Here is a 13,248-nt window from a genome sequence, read left to right on the forward strand (position 1 = left end):
GCATCGTGCTTAGCCTCCCGAAGTCCCGCCGCCGAAGCCGCCCGAGTGGCCGGTGCCGCTGTTCTTTTTGGAAGTCGAGCCGAACCCGGCCGGCTTTCCGGTAGATGCCGAGTAGCCGTTGCGCACCGTGCCGGACAGTCCTGCCTTGCTGCGGGCGGTCGCGTCGTCGGAACGGAAGCGCTGGTTGGACTGCGCCGGATCGAGCTTGGTGCCCGGACGCAGGCCGCCGGCGTAACGGCCGATCATGAAGAACATCAGCGCCGTGCCGATTCCGGGACCGTGGTGCTGCGCGGAGGTCTGCTGGGCGTCGTCGCACTGGGTCTCGTCGACAATGACATTGTCTTCATCCACGCAGTACACAGTGTCTTCGGGCGCGGTGGACGTGGATTCAAAACCGGTGTCGGAGGTGGAAGCGGATTCGAAACCGGAGTCGCTGCCGCAGCTGGTCAGCACCAGAGCCGCAGCGGTGGCTACCGCCGGCAAGGTGAATCGTCGTTGGACGTTCAAAGTTTGGGTACTTTCTGAAGGGAATAGGATTCCTACAGCAATGCTATCTAGTCGAGGCGGTGGGCCGGTGCAATGACGGCACTGGCCGCCGCGCGCAGATAGCGGGACTACTCACACCGGCCGCAGCCAGGCAACGGCAACCGGAAGCCTGCAGTCGGAGAATATTCGGCGAGTGGTCCATCAACTCGACGCCAGCGAATCGATGATTCTGAATCGTTGTCGTTCAACCGAACTGTGCATTCATGCTCTCCGATAGGCTCCGGCCAAGATGACTTGAGGAGTGTGCCTGGTGAGAATACGTTTTCTCGGCCCGGCGCTGTTGCTGGGCATGGGTGTCGCTTTGCTCCCCGGCTGCGCAAGCGATTCCGGCATCCCGGCGATTGACAGGCCGGCGAAGGCCGGGGACCGATGGCCCGGCGGTTCTTTCCGACAGCGGCATGTCCCTTGAATCCTCCCGGCTGCTGGCCACCTACAATGACCTGGACTACTACGCCGCTACGAGCGAGGACCAAAAAATGGCCTGCTTGTTCACGTTCAGCCATGAAAGTCCCGGTGAAAGTGTGATGAGCGGACGCGGCGGGCTGGGCGAGGCGGATTTTATTGTCGAGATTTCAACTCCCGAATGAGTTAAGCAGCGGTGCCCGCCACGAAGAATTCGTGGCAGGCACCGCTGCTTAACTCATTCGCTGGTCGCTACTTCCAGAGGTCAATGATTTGAACCCCGGCGTTCCCCAGCAGGGTGCGAAGCGTGGAAACATCCAGCCCCACGACATTCTGGAAATTTCCTTCGATGGACTCGATGAAGGAAGCCGCCAGGCCGTCAATGGTGAAGGCACCGGCGCAGGGCAGTGGCTCCCCGCTGGCTACGTAGGCCTCGATCTCCGCTTCGCTGACCTTGGAAAAATGCACCACGGTGGAAGAGATCTGGCCCTGGGCCGTGTCCGGGGCGGCAGTGTCGATGAGCCAATGGCCCGAGTGCAAAACGCCGGTCGAACCACTCAGCTGCTGCCAGCGCTCGCGCGCCACCTCGGGGGTGTGCGGTTTGCCGTAGGCCACGCCGTCCAGTTCGAAGACCGAATCGCAGCCGAGCACCAAGGTGCCTGCCTCGTGGTCATCTGCGGCGACGTCCTCCGCCTTGGCCCTGGCCAGCAGCAATGCCGTCTGCGCCGGAGTGCGCGGACCCAGCTCAGCAACGGCGGCCTGGAGCACGGCATCCTCGTCGACTGCCGAAACCCGGGTAGTGAACGCCAGGCCCGCATCGGTGAGCACCTTCTTGCGGCCCCACGAGGCGGAGGCGAGCAGCAAGCGCGCCGGAGTTTCTACAACTTCACTCATACGGTGACATCCTCCTTGGCGCTGGAGGAGCCGCCATGCGGGTTCTCGTTGTCTTCGGCCTCAAGCATGGCGTTCAACTTTGAGCCTTCCACATCGACATCCGGAAGGATCTTGTCCAGCCACTTCGGAAGGTACCACGCCTTGTCGCCCAGCAGGTGCATGAGCGCCGGGATCAGCGTCATGCGCACCACGAAGGCATCGAAGAGCACACCCACCGCCAGGGCGAAGCCCAGCGGACGGATCATGGTCAGATGCGAGAACACGAAGCCGGCAAATACCGAGATCATGATCAGCGCGGCGGCCGTGACCACCGGCGCTGCCATGGAGAAGCCGGAACGGACCGCGTCGCGTGCTGGCTCGCCATGGGCAAAGCGCTCGCGCATCGCCGAGACCAGGAAGACCTGGTAGTCCATGGCCAGACCGAACAGGATGCCGGTCAGCAGGATCGGCAGGAAGCTGAGCAGCGGGCCGGGCATGTTCACGTCGAAGACGCTGCCCATCCATCCGAACTGGTAGACCATGACGCTGGCGCCGAAGGCCGCGGCCAGGGACAGCAGGAACCCGCCGGTGGCCAGCACCGGCACGACCACTGAACGGAAGACCAGCAGCAGCAGGATCAGCGACAGCCCCACCACGATCGAGAGGTACGGAACCAGCGCCTCGGTGACCTTCTCCGACACGTCGATCTGGGCGGCCACCTGGCCGGTCAGCGAGATCGTGGCGCCGGTGGCGTCATGGAACTTCGGATAGTCAGCGCGCAGCTGGTGCACCAAGGCCTCGGTGGCTTCTGAGGAGGGGCCGTCGGTCGGGATGACCTGGATTGCCGACAGCGTACGGTCCTCGGTCATGGTGACCGGAATGGCCGCCACCACGCCGTCGTAGTCGCGCAGCATGTCCGCGACGTCCAGGGACATGGTGTCCGCGTCGCGCTGCGACAGTCCTTCCGGGAGATCCGCAAGGACCAGCAGCGGTCCGTTGTAGCCGGCGCCGAACTTGTCGCTGGTCTGCTCGAAGGCCTGGAATGCCTGCGAGTCGGCCGGTTCGGCGCTGCCGTCAGGCAATGCCGTGCGCATCTGGGCGGAGGGCAGGGCGATGGCGCCGAGTACCACGACCACCAGCAGGACGGCCGGGATGGCCACCTTGGTCACCATGCGCACCCAGCGGGAGGAGAACGGTTCCTTGATGGTCGGGTTCTCCGCCTCGGCTGCGGCCTTGGCGCGGGCCCGCTTGGAGACCAGGCGGTTTCCGGCCAGCGACAGCAGCGCGGGCAGCAGGGTGATGTTCAGCAGCACCGAGCAGAGCACGGTGAACGCCGCCGAGAGGCCCAGCACGCTCAGGAACGGCAGGCCCGGCACGGTCAGCGCGGCCAGCGCAATGATCACGGTCAGGCCGGCGAAGACCACGGCGTTGCCGCTGGTGCCCACGGCGCGGGCGATGGATTCGCCCACCTCCATGCCGCCCAGCAGCTGGGACCGGTGCCGGTGGATGATGAACAGTGCGTAGTCGATACCCACCGCAAGACCCAGCATCAGAGCCAGCGCGGGGGTAATCGAGGCCATATCGATCAGCGAGGAGAACGCCAGGGTGGTGCCGACGCCGGCGCCGACCCCGAGGATGGCCAGCAGCAGCGGAAGCCCTGCGGCGACCAGGGTGCCGAGCATGACCAGCAGCACGATTGCCGCAATCACCACGCCGATGATTTCTGCTGCTCCGAAGATCGAGGAGATATCCTGGATGATCTCCTTGGAGAACAGCACCTCGACGCCATTGGCCTGCGGGCCGGCGGCGATGGCGGTGATCATGTCGCGCTCGGAGGCGGTCAGCGCATCGGTCTGAACCTTGAAGGTCACCTGCGCGACGGCGGTGCTGCCGTCTTCGGAAACGAAGCGCATGCCGTTGCTGGAGTTGACCTGGCGGGAAGCGAACTCGAGTTCGGCCCGCCCCGATTCCAGGTCCTTCCCAGCGGTGGCAATGTCCTTTTCCGCCTGCTCCAGCTCGGCGGTTTTTTCCTTGATGGTCGCTTCGCCGTCTTCAAGCTTGGTTTTAGCTGCGGCCAATTCCGCCTTGCCTGCCTCGAACTCCGCCTTTTTCTGGTCGAATTCGGCCTGGCCGGCGTTCAGCTTCGATTGGCCGGCACGCAGCTCGGCCCATCCGCTATTCAGCTTGGCGCGGTTGGTGGCAAGCTCCGACTTGGCGGCGTCCAGCTGGGACTTCGCACCGGTCAGTTCGGTCTTAGCGGACACCAGCTTGCCGCGGTTCTTGTCCAGTTCGGCTTGGCCGGTTTTCAGATCGGCGGCGCCGGAGTCCAGCTGCTTGCGGGCGGCATCCAGCTTGGCCAGCCCGCCCTGGGCGGCATTGACCTGGTCAAGGGACCCTTGGGCTTGGGCGATGCCTTCCTTTGCTTGGTCGCGTCCGGCAACGGCTTCTGCCTTCTTGCCTTCCGCTTCCTCCCGTCCGGCGGTGAGCTGCTCCAACATGCCGGTGTACTTGGCGATATCGGCTTCATTGTTCTCTGCCTTCGCCTGGTCCAGCAGCTTCTGAGTCTGGACGATCTGGGTGCTTAGCCCTGCTATGGCAGCGTCTGCCTGCTTGATCCCGGCTTCTGAAGCCGCCAGGCCTTGTTCGGCCTGCTTCAGCCCGGCGGTGGCCTGCTTCTTTCCTTCTGAGAGCTGCGCTTCGACCTTGTCGCGAGGCTGGCCCTGCAGGATGGCTTCCATCCCTGCGGCGTAGTCCTTCTCTCCGGAGTCGATCTTGGCCTGCGCCGCGTCGAGTTTCTTTTCGCCTGCCTGGAACTGCTCCAGACCCTTGTCGTACTGTGCGCGGCCGGCGTTGTATTCCTTGAGACCGGCGTCGTATTTCTTCTGCCCGGCATCCAGCTGGGCCTGGCCGCTGGTCAGCTGCGCTTCGGCCTGCTGCAATTCGGCGCGTCCGTTGGCAAGCTGCGCCGCTGCGGCATCGATCTGAGGCTGCCCCGCGGCGATCTGCTCCTGGCCCTTGTTGTACTCGGCCCAGCCATCGGTGATGCCCTGCTTGGCATCTTCCAGCTGCTGCTTGCCATCGGCGATCTGCTGCTTGCCGTCATCCAGCTTCTTCTGGCCGTCGACCAGCTTCTGCTGCGCCTTGTCCAGTTCCGGCTGCGCGTCATCGAGCTGCTTCTGCAGCTTGAACGGGCTCGTGGCATCCACGACCTGCGGGTGCAGGCCCAGCTGTTCCAAGGAGTCGGCGATCGACTGCTTCTGCGCTTCGTTCAGCGGTTTGCCCGAGCTTTCACGGAACACGATGGAACCGGAGCCGCCGGCAAGATCCGGAAGCTCGTCCTTCATCCGGTCCAGCGTGCGCTGGGTTTCGGTGCCCGGGATGGTGAAGCTATTGGACAGCTGCCCCATGAAGAGGCTGGCGGAGACGCCGATGAAGATGAATGCGGCCAGCCACATCGCGATGACGCGGTAGTGGTGCCGATGAGCCCACCGTGCGAGGCGGTAAAGCATTGAAGCCATGGGATTAGTCTTCCTGGAGTGGTAGCGCGGCGGTGGTGGGCAGGGCGGCGAACCCCTCATTGAGGGTCTTCATCGCCTGGGTGATCAGGTGGTGGAACTCGGCAATCTGCTGATCCGACAGTTCCATGGGCGATCCGTTGGGATTGGGAAGCCGTTCGATCCATTCATCGAAGGCTGCCTGCCCCGCACCCAGGATCGCGTGGGTGAAGACTCGGATGGAGAAGCTGTCCGCCTGCGGATAGCGGCGGGCCACCCGCTCGATGACATCGGTGGTGGCGATCTGCCATTCATCCATATTGGTCGGATAGCAGCCGGTAGGGGAATCCGCCTTGAGATAGGCGCCGAACAGGGCGACCTGGCCCAGCAGCTTGGCGACCTCGTCGGATTTCAGCGCCAGCACGATGGCCTCGATCAACGGCAGGGTATCGGTCAGCTCGTTGATGGACTCGACCATGGTTTCCAGCACCGCATGCAGCGGGTACGACATGATGGCGTCGACCGTGGGGAAATAATTGAACAGCGTGCGCCGGGAAATGCCGGCGGCCTCCGCGATCTGGGTGGCGGTGATGCCGGCGCCATGCCCTTCGTGCAGAAGCCCCGATGCGGCGGCGACGATCGCCTGCAGGGTGGCTTGCTTGTTTTTTTCGCGGCGATTGCCGACGCTGAGGGAAGTCACATACTTACACTACGTGCAAAGTTGCACTCTGTGCAAAACAAAAATGAGTGCACTGCGCAGTGCGGCACTGATGGTTTCGGCTATTCCGTGGTGCGGTTGCCGGTCTGAACTGGATTGGGGGCTCCAGCCATTGCACGGGCTGACAAGCCGGCCAGCCGCTCTAGCGGACCGCGTCCCAGGAAAATGGCCCAGAGGGTGCTTCCGATCAACAGCGCCATCATGGTGAGGGGCAAGGCCGTATCCGACATGAGCATGCCTCCGGGCCCGGCAGCAATAAAATAGCTGACCAGATGGGCGCAGTAGGAAGTCAGCGGCATCGAGCCCATGGCGGCCACGGGCAGAGCTATCCAGCGCAGCGGCGCAGCAACCAGAAGACACAGGCCGAGAACGATGAGGGCGAACCCGCCCGAGCCGATAATTTCCGCAGTGGCGCCGGAGTGCGGTTCTGCGCTGAAAAATGCCTTCCATGCGGAGGCCCCGATTTCTTCGGGGCTGATTGTCTGCGCAAGCCCTGTCCAGCCCATGCCGGAGAAATACGAAGCATCGTAGGAGGAGCTATCGGGCCATTGGCCTGAAGAAAGCTCCGGCTCATCCATGCTTTGCCGCTCGGGGATCTCCTCCGGCGGCACGCAGCTCACGTAGGAACCGGGCACGCCTTCACAGTACATCCCGCCCAGATCGAGTTTCTCTGCCGGCACATACTCGGGCATTGGCATGCTGGAATCACCGATCAGGTCCTCACCGTCAAAGCTTTCTTCCAAGAATGGCGTGACGGATCCCGGCGCGGGGATGAGGGCCGCACCGTAGCCGATGAATGCCAGCATCATTCCCGCGGCCAGGAGCTTGCCGGCCGTGGCAGCTGAGGCAAGTCGGAATTGTCCAATGGCCATCCCCGCAAAGATCAGCGCGAGCCAGGCGGCGGCCGAGTAGATGCCGAAGAACGTCAGCATGACTCCGGGGGCGGAGGGTTCCAAGAGGACGGTCTTCAACACTGCTAGTGTGGCGGGGCCCAGCACAGCGCAAATAACCGACAACACCAAGAGTTTGCCTGCGCTCCAACGTAGAAAGGGTATTGCCGCTACGTAAAGCACTCCGTAGATCGTCAAGATCACCGCGATGGGAGTGTTCAGCAATTCTAGGACCAGGCCAATGGCAAAGATGAAGGCGCCTCGACCCAACATGGCAAGCCTGATCTGGGGGAGCTCAGCAGCCGAGGGGCGCGACCTGCCTCCTGTCATGAGGCTGATGGAGATGCCTGCCAGCAGGGCGAAAAGGAGAGAAGACCGGCCGTTGGCCAACGCGCCCCAGGTGCCCGGTGTGAACAAGTCGACTTCTTCGGGCATATCAAGGTGCGCGACGACCATTCCCAGAATTGCCAAGCCGCGAGCCAGGTCCAATCCCATGACACGTGGGGGCCGTCCAAAATTCTGCAGCCGGGTTCTGAAGCTTGCCTGGGAATGCGCGGGAGCTACCGGATCTTCGCTCTGTTCGATGGTCGTCACAAGCTGAATCTTATAGTCGATTTCGTGTGTGACCTGTAACAATTTGGATACTTTTATTGCCTTGACATCGCTTTGCCATTTCCGGGCAAGAGCTCTGGGGGGCTTAACCGAAGTGACCACCAAACCCCGAAGGGTTTGGTGGTCAAACGACGGCGAATATTCGGGAGCTAGGCCTTGGCTGGCTCCAGTTCCTCGGACAGGTTGTCCTCGGCGAACGGATTCCCGTTGCGCGGCGCGTTGTAGAGGTCCAGATCCAGGATGCCTTCGCGCTTGGCGACGATGGTCGGGACCAGCGCCTGGCCGGCGACGTTGACCGCGGTGCGGCCCATGTCCACGATCGGGTCCACTGCCAACAGCAGGCCTACGCCGGCCAAGGGCAGTCCCAGGGTGGACAGCGTCAGGGTCAGCATTACGATGGCCCCGGTGGTGCCGGCGGTTGCCGCTGAACCCAGGACCGAAACCAGAGCGATCAGCAGGTAGTCGGTCAGCGTCAGGTCGATCTGGAAGAACTGGGCCACGAAGATCGCGGAGATCGCCGGGTAGATCGCGGCGCAGCCGTCCATCTTGGTCGTGGCGCCCAGCGGCACCGCGAAGGAAGCGTAGCCCGAGGGAACGCCGAGGTTTCGTTCGGTGACGCGCTGGGTCAGCGGCAGGGTGCCGATCGAGGAACGGGAGACGAATCCCAGCTGGACTGCCGGCCAGACGCCGGAGAAGTACTGCTTGATGGACAGGCCGTGCAGGCGGATCAGGACCGGGTAGAGCGCGAAGAGCACCAGGGCCAGGCCTACGTAGATGGCCAGGGTGAATTTGCCCAGCGCGCCGATGGTGTCCCAGCCATAGGTGGCCACCGCGTTGCCGATCAGGCCCACGGTGCCGATCGGCGCGATGCGGATGATCCACCACAGCACCTTCTGGATGATGGCCAAGATCGACGCGGAGAAGTTCAGGAACGGTTCCGCGGCCTTGCCGACCTTCAGCGCGGCTACGCCCACCGCGATGGCGATGACCAGGATCTGCAGCACATTGAAGCTGACCGAGGTGCTGGCGACGCCGTCGTCCATGCGGGTGCTGGCGCCCAGGCCCAGGAAGTTCGACGGGACCAGGCCGGTCAGGAAGCCGAGCCAATCGCCGGTCTTGCCGGTGTACTCTTCCGGGGTTCCCTGTCCGGTATTGGCGCCCGGCTGGAAGACCAGGCCCAGGGCCATGCCGATGGTCACGGAGATTAACGCGGTGATGCCGAACCACAGCAGGGTCTGCCAGGCCAGGCGGGCTGCGTTGGTGACCTTGGAGAGGTTTGCAATCGAGGCGACCACTGCGAAGAAGATCAGCGGAATGACCGCCGTGCGCAGCAGGGCCACATAGCTTGAGCCAATGATCTGCAGGGCTTCACCCAGACCGTTGGGCTGTTCGGCGGTGCTGCCGGTGTACTTGGCGGCCAGGCCGAGCAGCAGGCCGACAATCAGGGCCGCGATGATCTGCGGCCCGAAGCTTGTCATCCAACGTGGTAGTCGGGAAGAAGATGCGGTTTTTGACATGTCACAAACCGTAGGCCTTAAATTCCGCGTGTGCGCAGTTTCTGTTACGCAACATTACGAATGGGGATTTACTGTGATCTGCGACGAAGCCGGTGGGCCCGAAAGAGCTGTGAATCACCGCAAATGTGGGAATTTTCCGGCCGGATGGCGAAATGTGACGGCGGCGCTCGACGGTGCGCGCGCAGCTCGCTACGCGCCGAACGGCGCTGCTGGTTGACATTGTCTGCGGCGCGGCTTCGGAGGGCCGGCTCCGCGGAGGGAAGTCTCCCGGAAACTGTTGACAGGCAAGTGAATACTTGCCTATTCTCGGTGCATGGCAGATCTATTCAAGGCTCTGGCGGACGGTACCCGGCGCATCATCATGGATGAGCTGGCGCAGCGCGATAGCCAGACCCTGTTTGAAATCTGCGGGCGGTTGGCGATGAACCACGGGCTGGCCATGAGCCGGCAGGCGGTCTCCCAGCACCTCGCTGTGCTGGAAGAAGCCGGGCTGGTCGTCTCCCGCCGTGAGGGCCGCTATAAATTTCATCATTTGGACACCGGGCCGCTGCGGGCGATCGCCCAGCGGTGGCCCCAATCCACCACCGAGGACTAGAGGATGAACCAATGAAGATCTACATCACCAGCGTCTTCGTCGACGACCAGGCCAAGGCGCGGGAGTTCTACACCACGGTGCTGGGCTTCGTGGTCAAGCACGACATTCCGATGGGGGAGGACAGCTGGCTGACGCTGACCGCGCCGGATGCGCTGGACGGTCCCGAACTGCTGCTCGAGCCTGCGGGGCACCCTGCGGTAGGTCCCTTCCGCGAGGCGCTGGTCAATGACGGCATCCCGTTCACCTCCTTTGCCGTGGAGAATATCGATGCCGAATACGAGCGGCTGCTGGCGTTGGGTGTCGTTTTCACCCAGCCGCCTACCCAGATGGGCCCGGTGACCACCGCGGTCTTCGACGACACCTGCGGCAACCTGATCCAGCTGTCGAGCTACGGCGGCTAGTGCCGCCGGCGGCTTAAACGACAACAAGGATCCTCCGTCCATCGGGTCGGGGGATCCTTGCCGTCGTGTCAGGCGCGGGCCGGGAGCGTCTCAGCCATCGAGCAGGGCACGCTTGAGCGTGTCCAGCCCGACCGAACCCAGCTTCAGCGCACGGGTGTGGAAGGCCTTCACGTCGAAGTCCTCGCCGTCGCGGACGGCCAGCTCATCGCGGATCTGCTCCCAGAGGCGCTGGCCCACCTTGTAGCTCGGCGCCTGCCCGGGCCATCCCAGATAGCGCGTGAACTCGAAGTCCAGCTGTCCGGGGGAATCGTCGAAGTTGGCGCGCAGGAAATCGTAGCCCTTCTCCGGGGTCCAGGTTCCTTCGCCCCATGCCGCCGGGACTTCCAGTTCGAGGTGCACCCCGATGTCGAAGACCACGCGGGCTGCGCGCATCCGCTGTGCGCCGAGCATTCCCATGTAGTCTCCCGGATCGTCCAGGTAGCCCAGCTGCTGCATCAGCCGTTCGGAGTACAGGGCCCAGCCTTCGCCGTGCCCGGACACCCAGCACAGGTTGCGGCGCCACTTGTTCAGCGTGTCCGCCTGCAGCTGGGCGGTGCCGATCTGCAGGTGGTGGCCCGGCACACCCTCGTGGTAGACCGTGGTGAGCTCGGACCAGGTGGTGAACTCGTCCTCGCCCGGCGGGATGGACCACCACATGCGTCCGGGGCGGGCGAAGTCCTCGGACGGCCCGGTGTAGTAGATGCCGCCGTCTTCGGTCGGGGCGATCATGCATTCGATGCGGTCCATCGGCGCCGGGATGTCGAAGTGCGTTCCGGCCAGGTCCAGGATCGCGGCGTCCGCCTTGGACTGCATCCATTCGCGCAGTGCGTCCTTGCCGGCCAGCTTGCGGGCCGGATCCGCGTTCAAGATCTCCTTGGCCTCGGCGATGGAGGCGCCGGGCTGGATCTGTTGCGCCACGCGTTCCTGCTCGGCGATGATCCTTCCCAGTTCCTCGACGCCCCAGGCGTAGGTCTCTTCAAGATCCACCTCGGCGCCCAGGAAATTGCGCGAGGCGAGGGCGTACTGTTCGCGCCCGACTGCATCCTTTGCCGGGGCCGCGGGGAGCAGTTCTTCTTCCAGGACCGCCGCCAGTTTGCGGTACGCCGTCTTGGAAGCCTCGGCGCCGGAGGCCAGGGAGTCCTGCAGGGAGGCATCCAGCATCGCGCCGTCGGCCGCCAGCTCGTCGAAGAAGCCGCCGTCCTTGGCGTAGTCGGTGGACTGCTCCATGACGATCTTCACCTGGCGCCGCGCGGCGACCAGGCCCTTGGCGGCGGACTCGCGCAGGGACTCGATGAAGCCGTCCATGGCGGCCGGCAGGTTGGCCAGGCGTCGGGCGATATGCCCGAAGTCCTCGGCCGATTCCTGCGGCATGAGGTCGAAGATCGCGCGGATCTCCTGGGCCGGGCAGGCGATGTTGTTCAGCTCGGTGCGCCCGGTGGCGATGATCTCCAGCTCCAGCCCCAGCCGCTCCTGCATGGCATCGAGGGTGACCTTGTCGATGTCGTCTGCGGGCTGCAGCTCGCCGAGCTTGGCCAGCGTGCCGCGGGTGGCTTCGGCATAGCGCTGGGTTCCGGCGGGGGAGTAGTCGCCATACAGGCTTTCGTATCCGGGCAGCCCGAGTTCCGCTCCGAGTTCCGGATAGATCTGAAGGGTGTGCTCGAAGTGCTCATCAGCCACGGCGTCGATGGCCGTGGCTGCGCGAGGTGATGTCTCGTTGTTCATGCGGCAAGCCTAGTTGATCTGAAACAGATGTTGAAGAGATGAAGTGAAAATGAATTGGCGTGAGCCCTGCCCGCTGCTGGCGGCGCTTGCCGGCGGCCGAATGGCGCATTGGGACGCGCGGAGTTATGGTGGTTAACTATTGCCTACCTATCGGTAGGTAGGAATCAATAATCACCGTGCATAATCTTTCGAGGAGCAGCAGATGCCCACAACCCAGACCGCCGCCAAGGCCGGCGCCTGGTTCGCCATCTCTTTGGCACTGGTCACCATCCTGGGACCGGCAGGAACCGACATGTACCTGGCGTCGCTGCCCGACATCGTGGCCGACCTGAAGGGCACCGAATCCATGGGCCAGCTGACCTTGACGGTCTACCTGCTCGCCATGGGTGTCGGGCAGCTGGTCTTCGGCCCGCTCACCGATGCGTACGGCCGGCGCAAGCCGCTGCTGGTGGCATTGGTGGCCTTCCTCGCCGCCTCCTTGTGGGCCGCCGGCAGCCCGAGCCTCGAGGTGCTGCTCGGAGCCCGCGCACTGCAGGGGCTGGCCGCCGCGCTCACCCTGGTGGTGGCGCTGAGCATGGTGCGCGACGCAGCCCACGGCGTGCGGGCGGCCCAGCTGTTCGCACTGCTGATGACCATCGAGGGCCTGGTGCCGGTGCTGGCGCCGACCGCCGGCGGGTTCATCGACCAGCACTTCGGCTGGCGCATGGTGTTCCTGGTGCTGGCCGGCCTGACCGCCATCGCCACGGTGAACGCCACCTTCACCATGTCCGAAACCCTGCCCAGGTCCTCGCGGATACGGCTCAGCCCCGGTGAAATCCTGCGCACCTACGCGCGCATCGCCAAGGATCCGGCCTTCCTGCTGCCGGCGCTCGGGCTGTCCCTGGTCTTCTTTTTCCTGTTCGGATACATCGGCGGCGCGCCGTTCGTCTACCAGGGCGAGTTCGGCCTGGACGCAGGACAGTTCGGGCTGCTCTTCGGCTGCACCGGGCTGGCGGTGATGCTCGGGGCCATTCTCACCGGACGGCTGGTTGGCCGCATGGGCGCCGCCAAGCTCGCGTTCATCGGCACCGCGCTGGTGCTGGGCGGAGCGGTGCTGGCCTTCGGACTGCATGCGTCCGGGCTGGGGCTGGGCGGCATCGTGGCGGGCATGTTCGTCTCCCTGTTCGGCCTGGGCATCGCGGAGTCCACGCTGATGGCCCTGGCCATGGGCTCGCAGAACGTTTCGCTGGGTTCAACCGCCGCCCTGCTCGGGGCGCTGCAGCTGACCATTTCCTCGGCGGCCACACCGCTGTCCGGCATTGCTGTCGCGGCCGGCGTCCCGGCCTGGCTGGGATTCCTGATGGCGGGCGCGGCGGCGGCCCTTGTTATTGTGGGTATCAGCGCCAAGCGGGCGCCGGTGCTGACCGATTTGGAAAGCCACTAGGAACCACCAGCACGGA

11 protein-coding genes are annotated in these 13,248 nt (G+C 64.2%); 4 read left to right on the plus strand and 7 right to left on the minus strand.

What is annotated here, in order from left to right:
- Positions 1-9: 9 nt before the first annotated feature.
- Positions 10-507 carry a hypothetical protein gene (locus IEY43_RS05130; protein ID WP_188947534.1) on the minus strand — a complete coding sequence of 166 codons (498 nt, stop codon included), beginning with the start codon at positions 505-507 and terminating at the stop codon, positions 10-12.
- 437 nt (positions 508-944) lie between these two features.
- Between IEY43_RS05130 and IEY43_RS05135 the strand changes: the two genes are divergently transcribed.
- Positions 945-1,133: a hypothetical protein gene (locus IEY43_RS05135; protein WP_188947535.1), complete on the plus strand. Its 189-nt coding sequence runs from the start codon at positions 945-947 to the stop codon at positions 1,131-1,133.
- Between the two features lie 67 nt (positions 1,134-1,200).
- Here the strand turns inward: IEY43_RS05135 and IEY43_RS05140 are convergent, their stop codons facing one another.
- The 5 genes from IEY43_RS05140 to IEY43_RS05160 form a co-directional block, all read right to left on the minus strand.
- Complete coding sequence (locus tag IEY43_RS05140; protein ID WP_188947536.1) at positions 1,201-1,842, minus strand: Maf family protein; 642 nt, start codon at positions 1,840-1,842, stop codon at positions 1,201-1,203.
- Positions 1,839-5,339, minus strand: coding sequence for an MMPL family transporter (locus IEY43_RS05145; protein ID WP_188947537.1), 3,501 nt, complete (start codon positions 5,337-5,339; stop codon positions 1,839-1,841). Before IEY43_RS05145 ends, IEY43_RS05140 begins: the two co-directional genes overlap by 4 nt.
- 4 nt (positions 5,340-5,343) lie before the next feature.
- Positions 5,344-6,015: a TetR/AcrR family transcriptional regulator gene (locus IEY43_RS05150; RefSeq protein ID WP_188947538.1), complete on the minus strand. Its 672-nt coding sequence runs from the start codon at positions 6,013-6,015 to the stop codon at positions 5,344-5,346.
- Positions 6,016-6,095: 80 nt separating this feature from the next.
- Complete coding sequence (locus IEY43_RS05155; RefSeq protein ID WP_188947539.1) at positions 6,096-7,517, minus strand: heparan-alpha-glucosaminide N-acetyltransferase domain-containing protein; 1,422 nt, start codon at positions 7,515-7,517, stop codon at positions 6,096-6,098.
- Positions 7,518-7,684: 167 nt separating this feature from the next.
- Entirely contained in the window at positions 7,685-9,052 is a 1,368-nt protein-coding gene (locus IEY43_RS05160) for a dicarboxylate/amino acid:cation symporter (protein WP_188947540.1), read from the minus strand.
- 313 nt (positions 9,053-9,365) lie between these two features.
- On the opposite strand from IEY43_RS05160, the gene IEY43_RS05165 reads away from it, so the two are divergent.
- Together IEY43_RS05165 and IEY43_RS05170 are read left to right on the plus strand one after the other, a co-directional pair.
- Positions 9,366-9,647, plus strand: coding sequence for an ArsR/SmtB family transcription factor (locus IEY43_RS05165; protein WP_188947541.1), 282 nt, complete (start codon positions 9,366-9,368; stop codon positions 9,645-9,647).
- 11 nt (positions 9,648-9,658) lie between these two features.
- The gene (locus tag IEY43_RS05170; RefSeq protein ID WP_188947542.1) at positions 9,659-10,048 is read left to right on the plus strand and encodes a VOC family protein; all 390 of its coding nucleotides are present in this window, start codon (positions 9,659-9,661) and stop codon (positions 10,046-10,048) included.
- Positions 10,049-10,138: 90 nt separating this feature from the next.
- Here IEY43_RS05170 and IEY43_RS05175 read toward each other — a convergent pair whose 3' ends face one another.
- A complete protein-coding gene (locus IEY43_RS05175) occupies positions 10,139-11,809 on the minus strand; it encodes a DUF885 domain-containing protein (RefSeq protein WP_188947543.1) in 1,671 nt (556 codons plus the stop codon).
- A 202-nt stretch (positions 11,810-12,011) separates the two neighbouring features.
- On the opposite strand from IEY43_RS05175, the gene IEY43_RS05180 reads away from it, so the two are divergent.
- Positions 12,012-13,232, plus strand: coding sequence for a multidrug effflux MFS transporter (locus tag IEY43_RS05180; protein ID WP_188947544.1), 1,221 nt, complete (start codon positions 12,012-12,014; stop codon positions 13,230-13,232).
- Positions 13,233-13,248 lie beyond the last annotated feature (16 nt).

It is taken from the genome of Glutamicibacter protophormiae, from assembly GCF_014647495.1.
GTDB lineage: Bacteria > Actinomycetota > Actinomycetes > Actinomycetales > Micrococcaceae > Glutamicibacter > Glutamicibacter protophormiae.